The 23,740-nt window shown below is 49.9% G+C and carries 16 protein-coding genes; 7 read left to right on the forward strand and 9 right to left on the reverse strand.

The features are described 5' to 3' along the window. The first annotated feature begins 880 nt into the window (after positions 1 to 880). Positions 881 to 4,459, forward strand: coding sequence for a BACON domain-containing protein (locus tag EL628_RS03540; RefSeq protein ID WP_126578414.1), 3,579 nt, complete (start codon positions 881 to 883; stop codon positions 4,457 to 4,459). A gap of 14 nt (positions 4,460 to 4,473) precedes the next feature. Here the strand turns inward: EL628_RS03540 and EL628_RS03545 are convergent, their stop codons facing one another. From EL628_RS03545 to EL628_RS03555, 3 genes are all read right to left on the reverse strand, one after another. After that, positions 4,474 to 5,349: a deoxyribonuclease IV gene (locus tag EL628_RS03545; protein WP_126578415.1), complete on the reverse strand. Its 876-nt coding sequence runs from the start codon at positions 5,347 to 5,349 to the stop codon at positions 4,474 to 4,476. Between the two features lie 32 nt (positions 5,350 to 5,381). Beyond that, complete coding sequence (gene scpB / locus EL628_RS03550; RefSeq protein WP_218028862.1) at positions 5,382 to 5,915, reverse strand: SMC-Scp complex subunit ScpB; 534 nt, start codon at positions 5,913 to 5,915, stop codon at positions 5,382 to 5,384. Positions 5,916 to 6,443: 528 nt separating this feature from the next. After that, positions 6,444 to 7,652, reverse strand: coding sequence for an IS110 family RNA-guided transposase (locus EL628_RS03555; RefSeq protein WP_126578417.1), 1,209 nt, complete (start codon positions 7,650 to 7,652; stop codon positions 6,444 to 6,446). Between the two features lie 1,081 nt (positions 7,653 to 8,733). Between EL628_RS03555 and aspS the strand changes: the two genes are divergently transcribed. Beyond that, positions 8,734 to 10,044, forward strand: a complete 1,311-nt coding sequence (aspS, locus tag EL628_RS03560) for an aspartate--tRNA(Asn) ligase (protein ID WP_126578418.1) — start codon at positions 8,734 to 8,736, stop codon at positions 10,042 to 10,044. Between the two features lie 266 nt (positions 10,045 to 10,310). Here aspS and EL628_RS03565 read toward each other — a convergent pair whose 3' ends face one another. After that, on the reverse strand, positions 10,311 to 11,222 hold the full coding sequence (locus tag EL628_RS03565) for an LLM class flavin-dependent oxidoreductase (RefSeq protein WP_126578419.1): 912 nt from the start codon (positions 11,220 to 11,222) through the stop codon (positions 10,311 to 10,313). Between the two features lie 271 nt (positions 11,223 to 11,493). Between EL628_RS03565 and EL628_RS03570 the strand changes: the two genes are divergently transcribed. Further along, positions 11,494 to 11,886 carry a hypothetical protein gene (locus EL628_RS03570; protein ID WP_126578420.1) on the forward strand — a complete coding sequence of 131 codons (393 nt, stop codon included), beginning with the start codon at positions 11,494 to 11,496 and terminating at the stop codon, positions 11,884 to 11,886. 100 nt (positions 11,887 to 11,986) lie between these two features. Here EL628_RS03570 and EL628_RS03575 read toward each other — a convergent pair whose 3' ends face one another. From EL628_RS03575 to EL628_RS03595, 5 genes are all read right to left on the reverse strand, one after another. Beyond that, positions 11,987 to 12,844, reverse strand: coding sequence for a phytanoyl-CoA dioxygenase family protein (locus EL628_RS03575; RefSeq protein ID WP_126578421.1), 858 nt, complete (start codon positions 12,842 to 12,844; stop codon positions 11,987 to 11,989). A gap of 112 nt (positions 12,845 to 12,956) precedes the next feature. Next, positions 12,957 to 13,889 (reverse strand): AraC family transcriptional regulator, encoded by a 933-nt coding sequence (locus EL628_RS03580; protein ID WP_126578422.1) that lies wholly within the window; start codon positions 13,887 to 13,889, stop codon positions 12,957 to 12,959. A 12-nt stretch (positions 13,890 to 13,901) separates the two neighbouring features. Next, the gene (locus EL628_RS03585) at positions 13,902 to 15,869 is read right to left on the reverse strand and encodes a DUF6909 family protein (RefSeq protein WP_174719951.1); all 1,968 of its coding nucleotides are present in this window, start codon (positions 15,867 to 15,869) and stop codon (positions 13,902 to 13,904) included. Positions 15,870 to 16,183: 314 nt separating this feature from the next. Continuing rightward, positions 16,184 to 17,023: a DNA methyltransferase gene (locus EL628_RS03590; RefSeq protein WP_161975253.1), complete on the reverse strand. Its 840-nt coding sequence runs from the start codon at positions 17,021 to 17,023 to the stop codon at positions 16,184 to 16,186. Between the two features lie 193 nt (positions 17,024 to 17,216). Further along, a complete protein-coding gene (locus EL628_RS03595; RefSeq protein WP_126578424.1) occupies positions 17,217 to 18,419 on the reverse strand; it encodes a hypothetical protein in 1,203 nt (400 codons plus the stop codon). A 320-nt stretch (positions 18,420 to 18,739) separates the two neighbouring features. Between EL628_RS03595 and EL628_RS03600 the strand changes: the two genes are divergently transcribed. From EL628_RS03600 to EL628_RS03615, 4 genes are all read left to right on the forward strand, one after another. After that, entirely contained in the window at positions 18,740 to 20,191 is a 1,452-nt protein-coding gene (locus tag EL628_RS03600; protein ID WP_126578425.1) for an ATP-binding protein, read from the forward strand. A gap of 260 nt (positions 20,192 to 20,451) precedes the next feature. Beyond that, positions 20,452 to 20,811 (forward strand): hypothetical protein, encoded by a 360-nt coding sequence (locus EL628_RS03605; RefSeq protein ID WP_126578426.1) that lies wholly within the window; start codon positions 20,452 to 20,454, stop codon positions 20,809 to 20,811. A gap of 87 nt (positions 20,812 to 20,898) precedes the next feature. After that, entirely contained in the window at positions 20,899 to 21,567 is a 669-nt protein-coding gene (locus EL628_RS03610) for an alpha/beta hydrolase (RefSeq protein ID WP_126578427.1), read from the forward strand. Further along, positions 21,564 to 23,654 carry a prolyl oligopeptidase family serine peptidase gene (locus tag EL628_RS03615; RefSeq protein ID WP_126578428.1) on the forward strand — a complete coding sequence of 697 codons (2,091 nt, stop codon included), beginning with the start codon at positions 21,564 to 21,566 and terminating at the stop codon, positions 23,652 to 23,654. The genes EL628_RS03610 and EL628_RS03615 overlap by 4 nt, the downstream gene beginning before the upstream one ends. The last annotated feature ends 86 nt before the right edge of the window (positions 23,655 to 23,740 follow it).

The following is a 23,740-nucleotide window of genomic DNA, read 5'->3' on the forward strand; positions in this document are numbered from 1 at the left end:
TCTGTTTCCCTTTGGGTTATGGAGGGGCTCACCGAGCGGAGTGGGAGCAGTGGAAAGAGACAAGCGACTTTCCCTACTTTACATTATATAATATGTTATTTATGTGGAAGATGACAAGACAAGTAGGGCAGGTTGCTTGTCTCCTGCCGAAACGCCCCATTTCGCAATGGTAGCCCCTCCATCGCTTCTGTTCCCGTTTTCTGTTTCCCTTTGGGTTATGGAGGGGCTCACCGAGCGGAGTGGGAGCAGTGGAAAGAGACAAGCGACTTTCCCTACTTTAGATCGTTTTATGTGTGTAATGATGCATAAAATAATAATACAAGTAGGGAAGGTCGCTTGTCTCCTTCCTGATCATGAAGCTCCGCTATGCCAGCCCCTCCATAGCTTCTGTTCCCATGTCCCGTTTCGCATTGAGCGATGGAGGGGCTCACAGAGCGAAAGGGAAACAGAGGAAAGAGACAAGCAACTTTCCCTACTTTACATCGTTTTATATCTGAAATAGAGCATGATACGACAAAAAAGTAGGGCACCTCCTTCCTGATCATGAAGCTCGACCAGGCCAGCCCCTCCATGGCATTATTTCGCATTGAGCTATGGAGGAGTGACCAGAGTGGAGTGGGAACAGAGGAAAGAGACTGGAGTAGCCTTTTTTTTGCGGTTGATGTCGCTCTTTATAATTCATCACAAGATAATTAGGTAACCGAGCTTTTATAAAGTAAATTTTGTATTCACTTATTTCTTATCGATACACGCAAATTTTAGAGTTGACAGTAAGGCGCATCTCTCGTACACTTCTATGGATAGGGGTTTGTGCGCTTATTAGAACAATAGAGGAATATAAGCTGTGCGTTTTTTCCCTCATTTGGCTCAAGAGAAGTTGATGCAACGTTTGCGGTCGAAAGATCCTCTCACACCAGAAGGATCTTTGCGTCGTTCGCGGCCTGAATTAGTGACTTCACCTCTCTTTCCTGTGCCTCAGGAGGTAGGGCGTACCGGTGACGAAGGGAGTCAGGATCTACCCCCCCTGCCTCAATCTACCTGGCATAAAGTAGTAGAGAGTCCTCAGAGCCATCACACAAGTTATCCGCCCCGTCCTTCTCTCCCGCCACCTCCTCTCCCGGCTCCATGGCATCCTCTGCTGTTATTATGGCGCCGATTGCCACCGGTGCTTTTTTTCTGGCTTTGTGCCTGCACACTATTTATGCTTCTCGGGGCAGGCTTTGGTCTGGTCAGTGTGTTAGGAAAAGGGCTGGGGCCCACCCCTCAGAGAACTGGAATGACCTTGCAGATCTCGCAGCATGAAGTATCTCCAGGCATGACCTTTATTTTGCATGGCGCCGGCTTTACCCCTCTAGGAAAGATTGCCTTAACACGCGATGCCGCTATCCCTATCCGCAATGTTGAGCGAGATGCTCTTATTCGTGCTGATAAACAGGGAAACTTTGTGGATGTCATCCTGGTTGAGAATGATTGGAGCAATGGCGTCCATACCCTGAACGCCGAAGATGCCGGAACCCATAAGCTGATCTCTTTTCCCATTACAGTAACGGGCCATGGTGTTGCCTTACGACCAGCCCATTTAGAGCTGTCTGCTACGAGCCTCGATTTTGGTGCGGGCGATCAGGCTACTAATAGCACAGAGACGGTGACATTGACTAATCTTGGCGATGGACAGATCACCTGGGAGGGTTATACAACAGCCTCCTGGCTTATGTTAAGCCCCCGTAGTGGTAGCTTCTCACGCGCCAATCCGTTGCAGGTAAAGATAGCGGTCGACCGATCCCAGATCAGTCCGGCGGATTATACTGCTCAGGTGCTCTTCTCGTCCGACGCTGGTAATCTTGTATTGCCAGTGACAATGCAGGTAACATCGCTGGATGCAAGCCATCAGGCCATATTACAGGTCTCCCCAGTGGTGCTCTCGTTTACCGCCACTGATGGAGGAGCGCTTCCAGCCACTCAGAGTTTTACGATTAGCAATCCCGGCGCACAATCAATGCAATGGTCATTGAACTCAGATTCGTCCTGGCTGATGACTTCAGCTCATAGCCAGACAATGAGCGCCAATTCTAGCACAACTGTTACGGTAAGTGTCAATACCGGTGTGCTCCTGCCAGGTACCTACAATGGGACACTGACCTTGACTGCTCAAGCGGTAGGAGGTGTCCTGCATAGCCCCCAGAATATTTATGTGAGCGTAACAGTTTTGCCTCCCTGCACACTTCAACTCTCGTCTGCGATTCTTTCGTTTGCGGGAGCTGCCGATCAGACTGCTCCTATGCCTAAGAGTGTAACGATAAGTGCTGGTGCTAGCTGCAATAATCCTGTTAGCTGGCATGCCTCCAGCAGTACGAACTGGCTAACAGTCAGTGATAAGAATGGTGTGACACCTGATTCTCTTACCATTGGGATTAATTCTACTGGCCTGAAAGTAGGCAGCTACAGCGGTTCTGTAACGCTTAGTTCATCGGTAGGAACACAGCTTCTGCTGGTTAATCTGACGCTGGGGCAGCCCTCTGCGCCAATTATAACGCTAGGTAACACTTCATTAACGTTTAGTGGTGTTGCAGGTAATATAGTTACCAGTACTCAGGTCGTGCATATGGCAAATAGTGGAGAGAGCCCACTCATCTGGAATGCTGGTGCATCGACGGGGAGTGGTGGGGCCTGGCTCATAGTTTCTCCAACCTCAGGAACTATTTTGCCTCATCAGTCGATTGATCTTACAGTCAACGCGAATGCTCTTACGGGCCAGGGATCTGGCACTTATCCGGGTTCACTACGCATTATTGGGACCAATGATATAGGCCAGAATGCCGTGGGCAGCCCCTTTCTGCTTCCTGTGAGCTTTGGCTTGCAGGCCCCCTGTACGCTTCAGGTCTCGCCAGGTATGTTGAGCTTTGCCGGACCTGCAGGACAGGGAAGCCCTGCTGCCCAACCACTCACTCTATCTACTATGGGAGCCTGCACGAATGCTTTAAATTGGACCAGTACTGTCTCTACCGTTTCAGGTGGTTCCTGGTTGACAGCTGCTGCCAGTGGGAGTCTGACCGTTGGAGGTAGTGCTACCAGCCCTATTGGTGTCTCTCTCTCTAGCCTCGCAGTGGGGACATACCAGGGAAGCGTGGTTGTGGCCGCTCAGGATAGTGTGACGCATACGGCCATTGGAAGCCCACAAACAGTTCAGGTTACATTGACAGTTCAGCCTCCCTGCACATTACAGGCGCCAGTGCCCGCAAGCGTTAATTTTACGGCTGAAGCTGGAGTGAATCCTGCAACTCAGACCTTTACAGTGGGAGTGACGGGCACCTGTAGTGGTACTGTAACAATTACTCCGTCAGTCGTATTAAACTCAGGTACGGGCTGGCTGAGTATCTCGCCAGTCCAGGGTACGCTTACAGCAGGCACTACTGCGAGCTTTGTTGTCAGTGTTACTTCGAGTGCCCTGGCCACCGCCACCTATAGTGGAAGCATCTCATTAGCTGGTCAGAATAGTGGGTTCACACTGGCCGGAAGCCCACAGTTGCTAAATGTGGGCCTGGTGGTTCAGACGGCTCCTCATCTAACTGCGAGCCCGTCCTCGATTATTTTTAATGTTGCGACGGGAAATCAATCTCAGGTGGTGACAGTTGGCAATACTGGGAGCTTTCCTTTGAACTGGCTGGCGGCTTTGCAGTCCACAGCACCCTCATGGGTGACGCTCTCAGCGACTTCGGGATATAATCTGCAAGGAAATACCACCCTGACCGTTCAGATCAATGCTACTGGCCTGACTGGAGGGACTACCTATAATACGGGCGTTGTGATTAGTGCGCTTGATCCAAATACGAGTGGGGTAACGGCTGGAAGCCCAATCACGATTCCAATCACCATTAATGTGGCTGTTCCTGCCATGCAAGTAAGTACAACGACGCTCAATTACACGACCACTGTGGGAACCAACCCCGCTGACAAGACGCTGACCATCAGTAATACAGGCGGCAATACCTTAAGTTGGACGGCTGGGAGCCCTTCCCAATCGTGGCTCAGTCTGAGTGCGACGAGTGGAAGTGATGCATCTGGTGGGAGCTCACCACTTGTCTTTAGCATCAATGTCATTGGCCTGGCTGCCAGTCCTACCCCTTATACTGCTACTGTGGTGCTTACCCCATCAACGGGCCTGCCAGCTACGATTACCGTCTCAGTAATGGTAAGTGCGATGACTGGCAGTCCAAATCCAACCCCAACTCCGACGGCAATGCCCAGTCCAGGGGTGACCCCAACGGCGACCGCTCTGACTGTCACCCCTACGCCAACGGCCTCTGTCACTGCAACTCCCGCTACACCCTTACCTGGCCCATCTGAGACGCCTGTTTCCACCGCTCTGCCAACCCCTGTTGAGACGCCTGCGCCTACAGCTCTGCCAACTCAACTGGTTCCAGTGACCAGGATTGAAAACCTGCATGGCTTCATTTTCTGACGATCTGGTGACCCTTAGAAGGTAAGTAAGGCCCTGGCTTTGGCAACTTCTCCTGCATCGTGAACCCAATCCTCTTTCTTTTGCTCATCCAGTTTGATGGGGGTCTCCATCAGTGCACTGGCATGGGCCAGACGTGTATCACTTAAAAAAGTGCTTAGCCCTTCGCGACTGATCAATCCTTCATCCAGGCGTGAATGCACGTCACGATGGCTGCCCAACTCTTTCTCTGTATTATTGAGATGAATCACTTTAACACGCTTTAATCCAATGGTGGCATCGCAATGATCCAGCACTGCCAGGGCTGAGGCTGCGGTTGAGAGATCGTGCCCTGCTCCCCAGAGATGGGCAGTATCGAGACAGACCCCTAACCGTTGATCATAGCCAGGAGATTGGGAAAAATAAGCCAGGATCGCTGCCAGTTGTTCAAAACTATGTCCAAGCGAATGGCCTGCTCCTACATCATTCTCGAGTAACAGCATTACTTCGGTTGGTGTTGCTGGCAGAATACGTTCTATACCTGCAATGACGCGGTCGATTCCGGCCTGTGTGCCAGCACCACGATGGCTACCTGTATGAAAAACGACATATTTTGCGCCTAACAGGGCACCACGTTGAAGGGTCCATGTCAAAAGATGAATCGATTTCTCCCAATTGCTCTCATCGGGTGCCCCCAGGTTGATGAGATAGGGTGCATGAAGAACGATGGGGTCAAGTTTGCATTCTCGGGCCATCTGGGCAAAGTTTGTACATCCTTCGGGATCATCGGCTGGCGGTTTCCAGGCAGTAGGATTGCTGGCAAAGATCTGCATCGCTTCACAGCCGATCTGCTGGGCAATCTGAGCGGCCTTGAGCGGTTTGGAGTTGGTGGGCATATGGCGGCCAATGCGCATAGAGCTCTTTCTTCTTTCTTGTTACCTGGATTTTAGAGTGTGGTTGCATTATCTTGCATTGTTTGATCAGAGGGTTGTGGTGGTGTAATTCCTGGCAACTGTTCTAGCGTCGTCAGGCCAAACTGCTGTAGAAAATCTGGTGTAGTGGCGAAGAGCGCTGGACGGCCAATCGTCTGTGCGCGACCCACTTCAGAGACCAGGCCGTGTTGAAGAAGGCTCGCCAGTGCACGATCGCTATTGACGCCGCGGATGGCTTCGATCTGGCTACGTGTAATGGGCTGACGATAGGCGATGACTGCCAGGGTCTCCAGAGCTGCTGATGTGAGCTTAGCGGTCAGGGGCAGACCCAGGAGCGCGGCTACATAACGGGCATGCTCTGGTGCAGTGACCAGTTGTACCTGCTCGTTGAGCCGTTGTAGACGAATACCACGCAGGCGTTCCACTAGTTCTCTCTCGAGCTGGTGGAGTGCCTGCGTTAATTGTTCATCGTCGCAATTTAATAATTTACGCAGCTCGCTACGCTCCAGGGGACGGCCAGCAACGAAAAGCAGGCTTTCGATGATCATCCCACGTTCTCTGGTTGTATGCGGTGCTTCGGCCTGAGTTTCTACAACATCCATCTTACAAAAAAGTATAGCATAGCTGACAACAACCAGAGCGTATCACGATAGTCTCTTAGCGATCGAAATAGATTCTAGAGCATTTATAACAATCTTAAGTAGGGCGTCTCTTTCCACGGTTCGGGCTCTGTAATATGAGCCCCTCCATAGCTCAATAGGAAACGGGACATGGGAACAGAAGCTATGGTGGGGGTACCATTGTTGAGCTTCGAGATTGCGGAAGACCCTCTATGTCAAGTCCGAAAAACGCAGAAGGAACAGAGCGGAAAAGAACAGGGAGGCGATGAAGACATGCGCCGCTCTGGCCAGACATGCGCACGTGTACCACACTGCCATGGGCTGTCAAGGAAAGCGAAGCGGCTTGACAGCCCATAGCTTGCGTGGCGAAAAAAGACCATGCCTCGCCACAGGCAAAAACGAAAGAGGTTGCTCTCTTTTTTGTCGACCAACGGATCACTACGCCCTGACGAGATCTCACGCTGCGCGCTTGGCATGCACGCGTTGAGCGGCCTCAAAGGTCTCCGTCTGGTAACACGTCTTGTTCATCCACATGCGATAGAGAATTCTCACCCAGATCTGAGCTAACGCACGCACCGCCATGCTGTGACTCTTGCCTTCAGCCCGTTTGCGGCGATAGTATGCTCGTGCCCAGGCTTCTTGTCGGATACTTTCCCACGCAAACTGGTAGAGCGCATTGCGCAGCGGTTTCACACAGGCAAAGCGCTTGTGCGCTCTGGCGAAATTGCCACTGCTGAAAGGAACGGGGGCGGTCCCAGCCAGGGTCTGAACACATCCGGCATCCTGGTAGCGGGTCCGATCATCTCCCCATTCGGCAAGTAACCGAGGGGCCAGACGTGGACCCGCACCAGGCAGACTGGCAAACAGCTCCTGATCCTCATGGGTCAAAAAAAGGGTGGCAATCTCTTTCTCATAGGCTGCAATGTCCTCGACGACCACCAGCAGTTGTTTGATCAACGAGAGGGCCAGGCGTGATTTGGTGCGAACGATCACCTCCTTCGCACGCAGATGCGGTCGGCTCAGTTCGGCAGCGATCGTCTTCGCGACGGCAGCAGGATTGCGGTGCTTCCCTTGACGCAAGGTCTCTTCCATCTCCTCAATCGAGGCCGCACCGGCAGCCTCGGGCGTCGGATAGGTGTGCAAGAAGATCAAGGTGGAGTGCTGCTGCAATTTGGCGAAAAACGTCAACGCGGCAGGGTAATAGTCTTTGAGGCACGCCGTCAACTGATTGACCAGTCGCGTCTGCATCTGCACCAGCGCATCCTGATCGCGCGTCAAGGTCTTCAATTCTTGCACCTTGGGACTATCAGGAGCGAGACGGCGCAACTCAGCCTGATCGAAGCGTCCTGTTTTGGCCAGCAAATAGGCATCAATCTGGTCCGTCTTCGCTCCTGCCGCTTTGCGCAGGGCATTGGCCGTTTTGGGGTTGACGGGGTAGACAGGAATCCCCGTTTCCAACAGAAAGGTGATGAGCAGCCCATGGCTGGTCTCGACGACACAGACGATCTCCTCAAGATGAGGGGTGATGTTCAACAAAAACAGCTTGAGATCTTCCAAGCCTTCCTGGCTATGAGGAACCCGTCGAGATCCCACCCGGCGACCAGCTTCATCGAGCACCACGATATCATGGTGTTGATCCGCCCAATCCAATCCAACGTACCACATCGCATGGATCCTTTCTGAGAGCAACTCCTGGGACATCGGGTCCTTCTATTGTGGTGCTCGAAGCAACGACCCTCCAATCATCGATGGACCCAGGAATACTGCCAAGGGAAGAGCGATCTTCCGATAGCGGTCAAGCCGTGTGGAGACAAAAGTCTTTCCCCTGGCAGGTCTGTTGAACAGGTTTTTTTCCTGCTCTCGCCCGTGATCAAAAGGGCTTACCTGCATCTTACCATAGAAGGAGACAAGCGACCTTCCCTACTTGTCTTGCCATATATTACACTATTTCAGCTATAAAACACTGTAAAGTAGGGAAAGCTGCTTGTCTCTTTCCACTGTTGCCACTCCGCTGTGTGAGCCCCTCCATAGCTCAATGTTCAAGTTGAGCCATGAAGGAGTGACGATAGTTGAGGTGGAACAGGGGAAAGAGCCTCTTCATCATACACCCGGGTATGAGCAAGATTTGCAATTGTATTCGGCCACGATTTTGTAATTCTGAAAATGTGAAAATACCCTTGACTTTTGGACAAAAATAGTGTATAGTTAATAGTAACATTTAAGTAGAGGCATTGATTGGGACAGATTGATAGGTTCCGCTGGTAGCAGAGAGCGATGCAAATGCTGAGAGCATCGTTGCTAGCCCCTGGCAATGACACCCATGAGCCAACCAGTGAATGATCGTAAAAACGTCGGTAGCTGGTCTTCGGGATACGCCCGTTAACGCGTGGCAGTTGGCCCTGATTTTATATGGCTTAACTGCATAAGGTTCTTTATTCGCAATTTTTTTGTACAAGTTTTTGCGAATAGAACAAATGGTGGTGGTACCACGATTGGCCTTCAGGCCCTCGTCCTCCAGAAGAGAGGAGCGAGGGTTTTTTTATTGCCTCCAGATTCTAAAAGGACTGTTGACATGGATAGCGACGATAACGATCGCGAGGAGGACACCTGGTAGTTTGTCTATCAAGCTAAGCAGGTTTGTCGAGTGTCTTCCCCGCCTTTCCCATTCGGCAAGCCTGCGCTCATTGATAGATAGATTACTACACCCATTCCTGCTGATCAGGTCTGGGCGAGGGAGCTTTATGCCATGAAAAAGCGTATCCTGACCTCTGCTATTCCATCTCATGTGGGAGAACGTATCTGTATCTCCGGTTGGCTGCAATCGCTACGCCAGATGGGCGGTATTACCTTTCTGATTCTGCGCGATGGTTGGGGCACCATTCAAGCGGTTACTGAACATGCTCAAGAGCTAGCGCCACTTACGGAAGGTCAGGCTGGACTGGAAAGCCTGCTGACTATTGAAGGCCTGGTGGTTAGCGAGCCCCAGGCTCCTGGCGGCGTCGAGCTCCATGAGCTTCATATAGAGGTTGTGCTTCCAATACAGGAGATCCCTCCTCTTTCTTTGAATAAGCGCAAGATCTCCGCAAACATTGCAACCTTGCTGGATCATGCCGTTATAGCGAACCGCCATCCGACGAGACGGGCGATCTTTCGGCTCTCAGCGGGTGTTATGGCTAGCTTCCGACAGACGCTGAGTGAGCGCCATTTTACTGAGATTCAGACACCGAAGATTGTTGCGGCCTCAACTGAAAGTGGTGCCAATGTTTTTGAGCTGGACTACTTTGGTCGACCAGCCTTCCTGGCCCAGAGCCCTCAGTTCTATAAGCAGATTATGGTGGGAGTCTTTGAACGCGTTTTTGAAGTCGGTCCAGTCTTTCGCGCTGAGAAGCATGATACGACGCGTCACATCAATGAATATGTCAGTCTGGATGCTGAGATGGGCTTTATTGAAGATCATACAACGATTATGGCTCTCTTACGCACAGTGCTGGCGGCAATTCTTGCTCATCTGACAGAAAATTATGCGGCTGAGTTAACCTTATTGGGAGCTCAGATGCCTCAGGTACCTGAGGTGATTCCGCAGATTCATTTTGCGGATGCTCAGGAGTTGATCTACCAGCTCCATCGGGTTGATGTACGCGGAGAGCCAGACCTCTCTCCACAGGATGAGCGCTGGCTCGGTGAGTGGGCGCAACAGGAATTTGGGAGTGCATTTCTCTATGTGACCGGCTATCCCATGCGCAAACGGCCTTTCTACACCCATCCTGATCCACAACGGCCTGAGTACTCCAACTCATTCGACCTGCTTTTCCGTGGCATCGAGCTGGTGACGGGTGGACAGCGCCTTCATCGCTATGACGCCTATCTGGCAGCACTCCAACAGGCTCAGTTACCAATCGAGCCATTTGAGTATTACCTGGAGGCCTTTAAATATGGTATGCCGGCTCATGGTGGCTTTGCCATTGGCTCTGAACGCCTCCTGATGCAGTTGCTTGGCATTCCTAACGTCAAACTGACGACGACCTTCCCACGCGATCTCAATCGGCTGGTCCCCTAGTATCAAACCATATCAAACCATATAAAACCGTGGCCGCGATCCCTGGCAGGGCTCGCGGCCATTATCAACCATCGGTAGATGGATGTTCACGAAAAAGGTTCACCACCCGGCATGAACCCCGGGTCTTTCAGAGGAGCGTTGTAAGGCAATGTATGCCCATCTGCTCTCCATCATGACGCTCAGATGCTCATACTGGTGCGTAATCCACAGGCAAAGCGCGCACTCAAGTGATGTTCCACGTGAAACGAAGGTGTAAGGCTCATGATCTATTTTTGTAATAAGGGCAATACGTCACTGCTTAGCAGTTCTAACGTTGTCAGATCGGGGAAACCACCGGCGTTGACCATAAAGTAGTCAAAACCGAGCTCAATCAATGGTTGAAGCTGCTCTACTATCTGCTCAGGCGTTCCTGTAAAGCCAGGAGGAAAGGGGGCCTGGTGCTTTGCAAGCAGAGCCTTCAGCTTCTGTTCATCCCTGGCACAATAACAACCTACCATAGCAGTGCGCCGAATGCTCTTTGGATCACGTCCAATCTGTTCACAGGCTGCATTCAATCCAGCAACCATCTCCCTGGTCTTCTCGATCTCACCGGCACCGATATTCCACCAGTCTGCATACTTTGCCGTCAGGCGAAGCATACGTGGCTGAAAAGCTGCGATCATGATGGGAGGAATTGGCTCAGGCCTGGGGATACAAAAGGCATTGGTGATCTGATGATATTTTCCCTCAAAGCTGACGTTATCTTCTTTCCAGAGCGCCTGAATAATCTGTAAAGCCTCTTCTAATTCTGCCACACGCTGTCCTGGCCCTGGAAAAGGCAGATGATAGGCTTTGCATTCTTCCTCATGCCAGCCTGCTCCAATCCCTAAAATAAAGTTTCCCTGACTCATGTACTGAAAGGTTGCTGCCATCTTAGCCAGTACAGCTGGATTGCGAAAAAGCTGACAGAGGACGATATGACCATATTTAAGCTCTGGCTCCATTGCGGCCAGATAAGTAAGTGCCGTCCAGCCTTCAAGGAAAGGTCGATCTCCAAATTGCAGATGATCCGGCAGCCAGACCGAATCAAAATGACCAGCAATTGTATGAAGTCCCTGTTTGATTGTAGAGAGAAAGTCTTTCCTGGTTAATTCATTGCTTCCCACAGGAACTATCCAACCTAATTCTATCTGCGCCATACAATACTCCCTTTGTGGTTGAAACTGAACCTGAACATCTTATGCAAGTTTCAAGCTTACAATGTGTCAAAAAGCTCTCTTTACAATAGAGAGTGAGCAGTAAGAAAATGGGGCAAATTTACCTTGGCAATCAAAAACCGAACGCGCGTAAACTCAACTGTTATCATTCTCGATCGCAGTCGTTATAGTATATAGATATAATAATACAAAAACATGTATTTTTCTATTCTTTTTTCGTATAGTAGCAGCATTTTTTGAGGAGAACATATCTTTGTATTCTATCATTCGCCTACTTTACCGCTCATTTTTTGTGAATGGCAAGCCACTTCATCAGGTTATCGCGGGGGTTATCTGTGCGCCAGTGGGCTTAATTGTGGCCTATCTAGCCTATTTTGGTGATCCAGAAACGTATTATCCATACTGGATTATTGTGGGTATTGTCTTCGCCATCTTTGGTGTTGCTGTCTTTATCAAAGGCATTGTTGGCTTTGCAACAGTCAAACAATCTTATCAGTCGTCCCAAATCAATCCTTATGCACAGCCCTATACTAATCCTGCCCAGTATCAGCAGCCCTCTCCGCAGGCTTATAGCAATCCTGCTCAATATCAGCAGCCATCTGGAACCAATCCTGCTCAATATCAGCAGCCTCCCATTCAGCAATAATCATGCTGCCATTTAGTTGGCATAAAGGCGAGCCCGCGATTATCTGGTAATGTATCGCCAGATAGTCGCGGGCTCGCCTTTTGCTACGACCAGAGTGGTCTCAAGAGAGAGGCCACAATACAGGAAAGATGTCTGGATCAGTATAGTCAGGCATGCCATTAATGAGGCGACACAGCTTATCTGAAGGGTGACGAGCCAGTGTGCCGTCCTTATACGCATATTGCTGGTAACGATTACTCTCATCCTGCATGTGAACTGCAATCGAGCGACGAGGCTGAGTGCTATGATTGGGGCCGCTCCCATGGATGGTGAGGCAGGAATGGAAGCTGACCTCGCCCTTTAAAAGATTGACAGGGATCTTACGTACTGGTCGCCCGCCTGTGTGAAATTTCTTCTCCAGGCTCTCTAGATCGCTATTAAAAAAGTCGAGCCCCTCTGTATTGTCGGGCCAGTTCTGGCTCTGGTCGATCATAGTAATGGTTCCCATCTGCTCATCACAATCGTGGAAAGGAATCCAGGCGGTTAACATCTTCTCAGATGTACAGGTCTTCCAGTATCCCTTATCAGTATGCCAGCCAACATTGGCGGCCTTCTGTGGATTGCTGACAGGTTTATATAATAGCTGATCATGCCAGAGCCGAATCTCTGTTGTACCGGCCAGGCGAGCTGCAATGGCCCCCAGAATAGGCTTGCGCACAATCGCAGCCAGCTCACGATTCTGTAATGAGGCATAGTCATTTTTACGCAGGACATCTCCATGTTCCGGTCGCCAGCCAGGATATTCAAAGACCATCTCTCGATCACGCTCGCCGCGATAAAAACGCTCGCTTCCCGCAATAGCTCGCTCTAACTCTTCATCCGTGAAGATCTTCTTGGATTTATAGTATCCATGTTCTTGATAAAAATTCACATCGTCATCGCTGGGTAAGAGAGCTAATTCTGCCTCTGAAAAACTCATGCCAGTACCTCCTCGGAAAGCCTCTGATGGCTTAGGAAACTAGATAACAACTCTGTCAGGCATAATTTACCCGAGGTAGCACCAAAAGGCTTTGCTCATTTAGCTCATTTCTTTAACACTTTGACTCATCCACTGATGAGGTGACCAGTTGACGATAAGCCTGGGGCGAGAGTCCCGTCTGACGCTTAAAAAACATGCTGAAGGTGTGAATTGAAGGAAAGTTGAGGGTGTTAGCAATCTGCGAAACGGTATCTGAGCTCTCACGCAACGCCTGTCGGGCTCGTTCAATACAGAGCAAACGCAGATAATGCCCCAGAGAGATGCCCATCGCACGTTTAAATTCGCGCGTCAGGTGTGAGCGGCTCACATGCATCTGCTCAGCCAGATGCTGAATAGAGGCAGGATTGCCTACTTCTGTATGAATGTACGAGATGACCTGCCGCAGCAACGGGCTCAGGATGGCTGGTGCATAGACTGTGCTCTGAGACTGCTGTTCGTATCTACGCAACGATTGGACCAGCAGCACGCTAAACTGGCTCTGAACCATCTCTAAGTAGTGACTCTGCTTCTGACTTAGCTCTGATATAATCGTTTCAAATAGCTGTTGAATCATCTCAGATGGCACATTGACTACGCGCTGACTATCTAGAGCATAATAGGCTAACTCTAACGAGTGGAGATGCTGAAGCTGGAAGCCTGTATAGTACAGGCTAAAGGCGGTGTTACCTGCTGCCCCACCCTGATGAACTTCGCCAGGACGGGTCAAAAACAGGTCGCCAGCTTGCACTTTATAATAGGAATCATCAATCGCAAACCATCCCTGACCTTTAGCGACATAACAGAGTTCGAAGTGGTCATGATAATGGGGATTGACATGCCAGGCCTCATGTATAACACAGCCAATATACACAAGCTTATCTGCCAATAGCAGGCAAGGAGCATCAAAGCGCGTCTCTTTGTCTTTGATCATCACTCCTGTAGCTCTGGGCGCCAGAGCCTTATAGGCCTGGCGCTGCGAGATTACCCCTGATAGATTAGCATCCATGCATGCTCCACATTATTGAACAAGACTATCTTTCTCTTCGGTTGTTGCTTGCCCTTTGTCGTGCGTCTGCTTTGCTGCTTCACGGGAGGATAGTGGCAGACTACGGATCTCACGTTCAAAGATGCGACGTGTAATTGCCACTGTGCTGGCATACGTAGAATCCATCCCAAAGTAGGAGAGACTACCCGCACCCAGGTTTTTTCCTCGCGTATAAGGAGTATCAGAGGCATAGTGAAGGATACCAAGCTCATAAGGGAGACGCCTGAAGTTGATATTCTCACCCATGGGATAGCGTGTCAGGTACTGATCTTCGTAGACCGCATTAAGATACGGGCCGCTCTCCATCTCGACGACCGTATAGTTCGCTTGATAGTAGAAATCCAGGTACTGGCGATTTTGCAGATAGGTGCCCTTGGCAGAGACTGCCTTCTGATTATCTAGCACCGAACCATAGATCAAGAAAGGCTCAACATCATGAACAGTAAATGCATTGTCCAGCCAGTAGGTGTTCTGACTATGTTCATCAAGAACTACATTTGAGATCATAACATCGCCAATACGGCCATTCAAGGTTGCTGCCTTCCCTAGAATATAAATGCCCTTGATCTGAGAGAGATTCTCCATGATCTCGCGCATCATCCGATAGGCCGCCATTCCCAATGGATAATCAATATTAATGATAATTGAGTTACTCTCAGCCAGGCGTTCGACATCGGACATACGGCAGCGGGGGTCGATTTCATAGTTGCGCAGTTGAGCGAGATCAACAATCTGAGCATCGATCTCCAGACCATGGCGCGCACCCAGATGCCAGATCCCTCTCTCTTGACCCTCCTGCAAACGATTGCGGGCTGCCTCTTTGCCAGCAGGAGTCCGCGCCCATTCACGGGCTACAAAGTACAGGAAGTTCTGCCAGTTGCCAGCCACCTCGCCATTTTTAATCTTGTGATACTCCTCCAGAAGATAGGGGTCGGACCCGCTCTGGGCATATGTAAGTAGCTCATCTTCACGATTTAATACAAAGCCAGAGAGCACATTCACGAGGCTGTGCGTATTGCTGGAGACAAAGTAGACCGGTCGATTATCCAGACCCAGGCTCTCTAACAGGTGATTGACAGGGGCCCACCACTGGCGCGTGGCCTTCACATAACCGACATGAGAGCCACCCAGCATACGCAGGGCAAAGTTTTTGCGCTCCTTGCCGATCTCACGCAGTTTCTCCCACAGATGATCGCCCCAGATCACTTCCAGCCGTTGCCAATCATCGGGCGCAATATGCAGTCTCTGACGAACAACCTTGCTAATCTCAGCAAAGACTGGCGAGCTACGATCCAGTTGTGTCTCCAGCAGCTGCATAGTTGTTGGATCAGCATTTAAGAGATAGTTGATCTTATTCCATTCAATCTGAAATGCCACCAGGACAGGGACGATATCATCAGTATCACTGACGCTGGCGACATAGACGGCCAGGGTCTCTTTTCCATCAAAAAACCATTTACGGCGACGAGCTGAGGCAGTTACCGCCTCCCAGCGAGCTACCGGGAAGCCGCTCTGCTGAAAGACCTCCTCCGATTGCCCCAATAGGACAAGTTGACAGCGGGCAATAGCGATGGGGAGACGAAGCACACTATAGATGAACGCTGACATATCAGGATAGGGTTTGCGTGCATCAGGATGCAGACTTGAATCGATATTATAGTGCGCCTGTATCAGAGCCTTCAGGCTAATCTCACCTGAACTGCGCAACAAAGTATTGTATGTCCGAATATATAGCTCTACATCGCGCTTCCCGGCCTCGTGGTATTTCTCGCCATGCTCAAAGAAAGATGCTAAGGCAGTACGTTCAGACTGCTCGGTCTCAAGTAATTCATCAGTCGATTGGAGTTGCGCAAGGCTTGCTGCTTCATAAGCCTTGTACTGATCGGTGGGTTCATTGTTATTAGCACCGAAGGGCTGATCGTGTTTCTGTTTCCGTGGCATAAAGGTTATCCTCTTCTATGAGGTCGCGCGTTCACACACCGTTTCATATTTCTAGTTATTATACTCGGCGGACCAAGCCTGTAGGTAGACCTGATCCTCATTTTTCTCTATGAGATGAAGAGTGTAGACAGTAGCGACAGATCTCATGTTGGCTGGCATTGTTACTTATTGGATGAAGACGTAAAGGTCAGCTATTAGTAACTTCCCTCTCTTCTCACCCAACCTCTTTTACTTCTTCAACGACGCTACTTTCGAGAGAAGTTCGCTTTTAAGATAGGTTCGCTTTTAAAGGGACTTTAAAAGTCACATGAAAGCTACAGGCAAGGACGCTGTAAAACGACAATATATTGATGGGTAATATTGGGAATGTAGGCAAAAGGGTAGCCATAAGGACGTAGACGAGTGCCAGTCTGGTACCAGATAATCTCGCCTTTGGGAATGAGCCCCTGCTGTCTGGCCCGACGTGCCAGGTCAACATGTGTGAACACATATTCACCATTCTGGTAGGCATCTCGCACAATGATAACCATATATTTCTTTGGCTTGAGGACGCGCAGGCAGGCGGCAAAGACCTGCTCCATTGCATTGAGATACTTCTCATAGCTGGGTAGATTCGCGAGATCGGCAGGGCTCTCTGAACGCATATCATAGGTTGTATGCCGATTTATATAGAGATCTGGCGAAGCCTTGCCAGACATGGTCTGTTGCAAATGAATGTTATAGGGAGGATCGGTCACAATAAAATCAAAACTCTCTGCCTCCAGGGTTGAGAGGACCTGAAGACAGTCTCCATGAAGCATCTGTTGCGGACGAAGCTTCTCGCCATTTTCCTGTAGAATATGCTGGTAGATCTCAACCCATCTGGCATTAATCTCAATCCCCAGGGCTGAACGAGGTTTTTTGCAGATCGAAGCGCCAATTAAGGTTCCTCCTACCCCTGCAAACGGGTCCAGTACGCAGGCCCCGGGTTTGGTGAAAAATTCGATCAGTTGCGCCATCAACTGTGGAGGCTTATTTGCGCCATGAGCTCGTCGTAAATGATGGCTATACTCCGAGGGATAGGAGGTCGTCAGAATGCTCTTTGTGAAGTACACCCACTCCGAACCAGTAAGCTCATTAAGCGTATTTCGAGCTGAAATGTCTTCTCGCGCCACAATACCACTCCCAGATCTGATTGTCCTAGTTCTACTTCAACTAGTCTTGTTTTCCTACATTTGTCATCATAAATACCACCAAATAGACATTATTTAACGTACACTATTGTGAAGAGGTATTACTAAAATGTCTGGTATCCCCATGTCGGACATTTCCCCCTAGTAATGCCTCCTTTCTCTTATTTCTACGATTCTAGTTCCACATTAGTGTATCGTTGTTTCCTGGTATTCGTTCTTTGTCAGGCTGGGAGGATTTTTTTTGCCAGATGCAATGGATGCTCTGCTTTAATAATAACTCCTGGAGGATAGCGTCATATTCAGCCAGTGTAAAGGAGCCAAAATGCTGCTGAATAAGTTGGAGCCGCAGGTCGGGCCAGCGGCGAATGCGCTGGGCCTGTCCCTGTTGATGGATGCGTTGGGCCAGTTCGTTATGCTGACTGGCCAGGGACGACTGTGCCTGGGCCTGAAACCATTCTTCGCCAAGGACGCCTTCATAGCTCTGCTTCTGTCGCTCACGTTGATAACGACAGAGGGCATCATTGAGCGCAAAGAGACTATCCGTTCGACGCGTGGCAAAGAGCAAGGTCTGGGGGAGAGGCTCCAGGCTGGCTGGCCCATTCGGCACTGGAAGTGAAATGACTTGCAGTGGTAGCTGGAAATGGCGCTGCAATGTATGCTTGAAAAGCTGAATAAAGCCGCTGATCTGCTGCTCTATCTTATCTTGAGGCAAGGTCTTCCAACGATCGCTACGCAAAAGGTTCGTTATGAGAGATGCTGACTGAGGGTTCTTACGCGCTAGCTGAAGATAATACTCAATCTGCTTGTGAGGAAGCAATAAGAAGAGCTCAGTGGGTACGGCACGCTGCACTACTGCGGTAAGGTCGTCAGCACTAAATAGTTTTATCCCCAATGGATTGAGGAGAAAGATGGCGGGCGACTGAGCCATTCCAGCCAGGAGGGTTGAACTTATCTCTAACCAGCTAGCTGCCAGGATGCCGCTCTTTTTGGGCATTGATAATGCAGAACTCTGTTCAGGAGAAAGTTCTTTGCGGCGACTGCTACCTGCCTCCAGAAGCAGCCCTGACAGAGCGATGGGACGCTCTTCCCTGGTGAGATTCTGCGCGATCTCCTCAATGGAATGGAGCGTTTGTGAACGTAAAGTGGCCTGTGAACGCTTTACCTGGCTGATGCCCAGGGCATCCACCCAATAAAAGCGCCGAAAGATACGGCTGGCTCCCAATGAGCGGCCATATGTTGGCACATAATCAGACAATAGCCACTCTCGCCAGAGCTGAAGCATCTCTCGTTCCGACAACCGTCGTCGCAGCCGTGTACTTAGCTCAGTACTATCGTCGCTCTGCTCTCCCTGCTTTGGCAGGTCTGCCCATAACTCCATCTTAACCTGTTTTTGTGCCTTTAGCGCCTGTCGATTGCACTACAATTATTATTTCATCGTACTACTACACTACGCCCAAAGGAGGGCAACGTTTCACAGTCTCATTTCTGGGAACCTTTTATTATGGTACAATGTTCCACCATGTCCTGTACAGTGGCATTACTTGTAGCCTTTAAGAAAGAATGAACATCCTCTGTCATACAATTGTAACAATTTGGTCATATGCTAGACATGGCATCAGTTTATATTAAGTTTGTAAGTTTGTAAGTCTGTACGTTTGTAAATGGTGCTTCTCTAAAGATAATGGTAAGGATGATTCTATGACAGATGCATTGTTGCGCCTCGCTGGTCGCAAAGAGACGTATCGCAATCTCCTGTATTTGATCCTGACGCTTCCTCTGGGGATTCTGTCTTTTGCTCTGGTGATTACAAGTCTCTGCTTTGGTCTACTTAGCGTGAATCTTGTCTGCATTCCGTTCGCAATCCTTTCTTTCTACTGTATGTGGAAATTGGCAGTCCTTGAGCGCTGGATGGCGATCAACTGGTTGGAGACCGAGATCCCCCCCATGGCAACCCCGTTTCCATCCACGGCAAATTATTTTCAGCGTATTCAGATACATCTGGGGCGAGGTGTGACCTGGAAGAGCATCGTTTTCCTGCTGCTAAAGCTGCCGGGTGCAATTTTCTCTTTCTATATTGTCGTGATGGCGCTTATCTTAATTGTCGTCTTTGGTCTTGTTGGGCTGGTCCTGGGAATACTCACCGCTCCTTTTGCCTGCCTGGCGACTATTCTCACTCATGGGAGGGTGAATGCTACACGCTATCTCCTGCTGGCGGGAACTGGCTTTGGCCTGACGCTCTCTCCATTATATGTGACAAATACGCTGGCTATGTTATGGGGCGAACTGGCACGTGTGATGCTAGGAATGAGCGATAGTGCCCACCAGCTTCTCCTGGCAACCACGATGGCAGAGCAAGAACGTGCTAAAGCGATCCGGGCTGAGAAGAGTCGCAGCGATCTGATTGTGAATGTCTCACACGAACTCCGTACACCCGTTGCCAGCATTCGGGGACATATCGAGTCTCTCCTGATAGCCTGCCAGGAGAGCGAGAATCATGTGCCCGCAGCAGAGACGCTCCAACAATATCTCTCTATTGTTCATCGCGAATCGATCCGATTGGGAACTCTTTTTGATGATCTACTTGCTGTTGCTCGCACTGAGGCCCATGAGCTACGTGTTGAGCTCGCACCAGTTGCTGTTGGTGAGATCGTTGAGGAGGTCTATCAGACGCTTATGCCATTGGCCAGACGCGAACGACAGATTACGCTTATTCATGAAGTGGCCGCTTCACTTCCAATGGTCAGTGCTGATCGCCAGCGGCTAACGCAGGTATTGCTGAACCTTGTCCGTAATGCTATCACATATACACCTGATGGTGGTATTGTCTCTATTGCTTTACACTATGCAGATGATCCTAATCGCATTGAGCTTAGCGTCTCCGATACTGGTATTGGTATTCCGGAAGCTGAATTGGACCAGATCTTTGAACGCTTCTATCGCACCGATCATTCTCGTACGCGCAGTTCAGGCGGCTTCGGGCTGGGACTTTCAATTGTGCGCGATTTTGTGATCGCTATGGGTGGCCAGATGAGTGTTGAAAGTACGGTTGGGAGCGGCAGCACCTTTCGCGTCCAGCTCAGATGCGCGACTGCTCTTCAACCAGCACAATCTTCAATCTCAGGGCTTTCCAATTCTGGGTTGGTCCTCTGACGGCCACAGAGGCCCTCGCATCGGGCAATTTATTGAGGCTGATGACACGGACCAGACCGCAGCCACGCCTGATAAATAGCATTATGCGTTATTTTCCCCTTCCTCGCAATCTTCCCAATGCGAGACCCCCTCTCGAATGCCAGAGGACCGACCCGGAACAGGAACGCCCTGCTGTGTGGGATAGAACGTTGAGGGTTTCGCGTGTTATAGTTTATAGTACAAAGGGGACCGCACAGGGTCGGTAATGAGAGGAGAACTGGATGATAAATTTCAGTGGAGCCGCAATATCTGGTATTATTTTTATTGTCTTGTGTATTGGCGCATTACTGTATGTCGCTGTAAGAAATATTCAGGCGGGGCAAAAAGCGCTGGCACGTGCTCGCGTGCTGGGAGAAGAGGCCATCTGGCATCGGCAGACCAGCATATTATTTGGCATCAACAATCTGGTCTTTGCCTTACTTCTCGTTTTTGCCCTCTTAGCAATTCTCTTCGTGGTGCCAACAATCCGTTATACATTACTTGTATTAATTGGATTGACCATTGTGACCAGCCTGCTTCTGGTTCTACGGACAATTTTGAGCTCACTAAAGGCTGCCAGGAAATACCGCCCCTCCAGGTAATCTTTTAGTATTGGAGGTTTTCTAAATAGTAGAAATAATGAGCGCAAAGGGGCTCATCGATGGTTGATGCTAGAATAGGAAAAAAGCATGTCGCAGGTATTGCATATTAATATCCCTACCGCTACAGGACATCTTGAGGGAATTCTCAAGCCAGTAGATACGCCGCCACCCTTCGTTGGAGTAGTCTGTCATCCCCATCCGCTCTATGGGGGGAATATGCACAATAAGGTAGTCTTTAAGGTCGCTCAGACGCTCCAGGCTGTGGGTATTCCCGCGCTTCGCTTTAATTTTAGAGGCGTCGGACATAGCACTGGCACCTATGATGAGGGCCGCGGCGAGATGGATGATGTGCGTTTTGCTCTGGAATTTATGAGTCGGCGCTACCCGGGCGTTCCCGCTATTCTGGCTGGCTTCTCCTTTGGGGCATATGTGGGCCTTCGTGTGGCCGCGAATGATGATCGCGTACAGGCAATGATTGGACTTGGAGTGCCAGCTCGTATGTTTGGTGAGATCTTATTGAACGAGTGTCACAAGCCGAAACTTTTTCTTCATGGCACCCAGGATGAGCAGGCTCCCTATGACCTGACGAGCCACTGGTTTAATGATGTGCCTGCACCAAAAAGTCTGATGACTATCGAGGGCGCTGACCATTTCTTTCAGGGCCGTTTAGATGAGGTACAGGGGATCATTACCGAGTTTATACGTGGGTTGGAAAGCGAACAGCTTACCCAGCAAGAACAAAGGAGCAGGATTTGAAACAGCCAGTTGCTCGTCGAGATGGGACCGTTGATGAATATCATGGCAGGCAGATAGCAGATCCGTATCGCTGGCTAGAGGATGATACCGCTGTGGAGACGCAGGAGTGGAGCCAGGCCCAGCATCAGTGTACACGCGCCTATCTGGATGCTATTCCTATGCGTGAGCATATCAAAGCACGCTATACAGAACTGATAGATTATCCTAAATGGTCAACTCCTTATCAAGTTGGTGATTCTTACCACTTTTTTTATAATACCGGTTTACAGAATCAATCTCTCCTCTATATTGAGCCTAAACAGGTCCAGCGCTCTCGAGAACATCCACTGGCCAGTGCCCGGTTGGTCCTCGATCCCAATACCCTCAGCGCAGATGGGACTGTTGCTCTCACCAATATTGCCTTTAGTAAAGATGGAAGCCTGCTTACTTATGGTACATCACAGAGTGGCAGCGATTGGCAGGAACTGCATATTCGTCGTGTCGTTGAAGGAACGGATTATCCTGAAGTACTCAAGTGGTGTAAATTTAGTGGCATTGCCTGGCGACATGATAATAGTGGCTTTTACTATAATCGCTTTCCTGAACCAGGAAGCGTGCCAGCAGAGGATCAGAGCAATTTTAGTACCGTCTACTGGCATCGTTTAGGGACACCGCAGAGCGAAGATGTACTGGCCTTTGAGCGGCCCGACGCTAAAGAACTGGGTTTCTCTCCCTTTATTACTGATGATGGCAAGTACCTGATCCTGAATGTCTGGCATGGGACGGATGCACAGAATCGTCTCTATTATCGACCCGTATTGAGCGCTCACGAGGATGAGGCGACGAATACGCAGTCGTTTGTACGTTTGCTCGATGAAGCGGATGCCAGCTATCAGTTTGTCGGAAACGATGGAGCAACCTTTTATTTCCAGACGGATCTGCAAGCTCCTCATGGCCGTTTAATCGCGATTGATACTGAGCAACCTGAGTGCGAACATTGGCGCGAGTTGATCGCTGAGCAGGAGGATGTGCTGGCCTTTGCTTTCGTTGCTCATCAGCATTTTGTGCTGGCATACATGCATGATGCACACCATAAGATGCAGGTGCATCGCAAAGATGGGTCGTTCTTGCGCCAGATTGAACTGCCAATGTTGGGCTCAATTATTGATGCATCAGGCAGACCTGATGGCGATGAGTTCTTCTTTAACTTCACTTCGTATCTTTATCCACCTACGATCTTCCGCTATACATTTGCAGACGAGAAGGTTGAGCTCTGGCATCAGACGGAGAGTAAGTTTGATCCCAGTAACTATGAGACAACGCAGGTATTCTATCCATCTAAGGATGGGACACGCGTCCCGATGTTCCTCACCTATAAAAAAGGGCTGACGCTGAATGGCAACAATCCTGTCCTGATCTATGGCTATGGTGGCTTTGATATCAGTATGACGCCAGGTTTTAGCATTACGCCGCTCCTCTGGGCTGAGCAAGGCGGTATCTATGCTGTGGCCAATCTGCGCGGCGGCAACGAATATGGCGAAGAATGGCATGAAGCAGGGATGTTGGAGCATAAGCAGAACGTTTTTGATGACTTTATTGCTGCGGCTGAATGGTTGATTGAACAGGGCTATACTCATGCCAGCCGTGTTGCCATTATGGGTGGTAGCAATGGTGGCCTGCTGGTGGCAGCCTGTTTAGTTCAGCGCCCTGATCTCTACGGAGCTGTGGTCTGTCGCGTCCCCGTTATCGATATGCTGCGCTATCATAAGTTTACGGTTGGACGTTATTGGACGGGCGAGTATGGCAATGCTGAGCAGTCGGCTGAGCAATTTGCCTTTATGTATGCCTATTCTCCTCTCCATAATGTGCGTGAAGGGGTGGCCTATCCACCAACGTTGATTATGACTGCCGATACCGATGACCGCGTTGTTCCTGGCCACGCTCGTAAGTTTGCTGCAACTCTACAGCAGGCAAACGGAGGCGAGAAGCCAATCTTTTTGCGTGTTGAGTTCAAGGCCGGTCATGGAATGGGGAAGCCAACCACCAAGGTGATCGATGAAGAGAGCGATATCCTTGCCTTCCTCTGTCAGACGTTTGATCTATCATAGATTATAGATTCCTATGGGCTGGTATGAATACTGCTCATTATCCAGATGCATGCATCATCCATCTAAATAGTTGAGTTGGCGTTCGA

The sequence above is a fragment of the Tengunoibacter tsumagoiensis genome (assembly GCF_003967535.1).
GTDB classification, from domain to species: domain Bacteria; phylum Chloroflexota; class Ktedonobacteria; order Ktedonobacterales; family Ktedonobacteraceae; genus Tengunoibacter; species Tengunoibacter tsumagoiensis.

Bases quoted from the DNA above. Each gene is read 5' to 3' on its own strand.
- EL628_RS03540 (WP_126578414.1), top strand. From the start codon at position 881: ATGCAACGTTTGCGGTCGAAAGATCCTCTCACACCAGAAGGATCTTTG.
- EL628_RS03545 (WP_126578415.1), bottom strand. From the start codon at position 5,349: ATGCGCATTGGCCGCCATATGCCCACCAACTCCAAACCGCTCAAGGCC.
- scpB (WP_218028862.1), bottom strand. From the start codon at position 5,915: ATGATCATCGAAAGCCTGCTTTTCGTTGCTGGCCGTCCCCTGGAGCGT.
- EL628_RS03555 (WP_126578417.1), bottom strand. From the start codon at position 7,652: ATGTGGTACGTTGGATTGGATTGGGCGGATCAACACCATGATATCGTG.
- aspS (WP_126578418.1), top strand. From the start codon at position 8,734: ATGAAAAAGCGTATCCTGACCTCTGCTATTCCATCTCATGTGGGAGAA.
- EL628_RS03565 (WP_126578419.1), bottom strand. From the start codon at position 11,222: ATGGCGCAGATAGAATTAGGTTGGATAGTTCCTGTGGGAAGCAATGAA.
- EL628_RS03575 (WP_126578421.1), bottom strand. From the start codon at position 12,844: ATGAGTTTTTCAGAGGCAGAATTAGCTCTCTTACCCAGCGATGACGAT.
- EL628_RS03580 (WP_126578422.1), bottom strand. From the start codon at position 13,889: ATGGATGCTAATCTATCAGGGGTAATCTCGCAGCGCCAGGCCTATAAG.
- EL628_RS03585 (WP_174719951.1), bottom strand. From the start codon at position 15,869: ATGCCACGGAAACAGAAACACGATCAGCCCTTCGGTGCTAATAACAAT.
- EL628_RS03595 (WP_126578424.1), bottom strand. From the start codon at position 18,419: ATGGAGTTATGGGCAGACCTGCCAAAGCAGGGAGAGCAGAGCGACGAT.
- EL628_RS03600 (WP_126578425.1), top strand. From the start codon at position 18,740: ATGACAGATGCATTGTTGCGCCTCGCTGGTCGCAAAGAGACGTATCGC.
- EL628_RS03605 (WP_126578426.1), top strand. From the start codon at position 20,452: ATGATAAATTTCAGTGGAGCCGCAATATCTGGTATTATTTTTATTGTC.
- EL628_RS03610 (WP_126578427.1), top strand. From the start codon at position 20,899: ATGTCGCAGGTATTGCATATTAATATCCCTACCGCTACAGGACATCTT.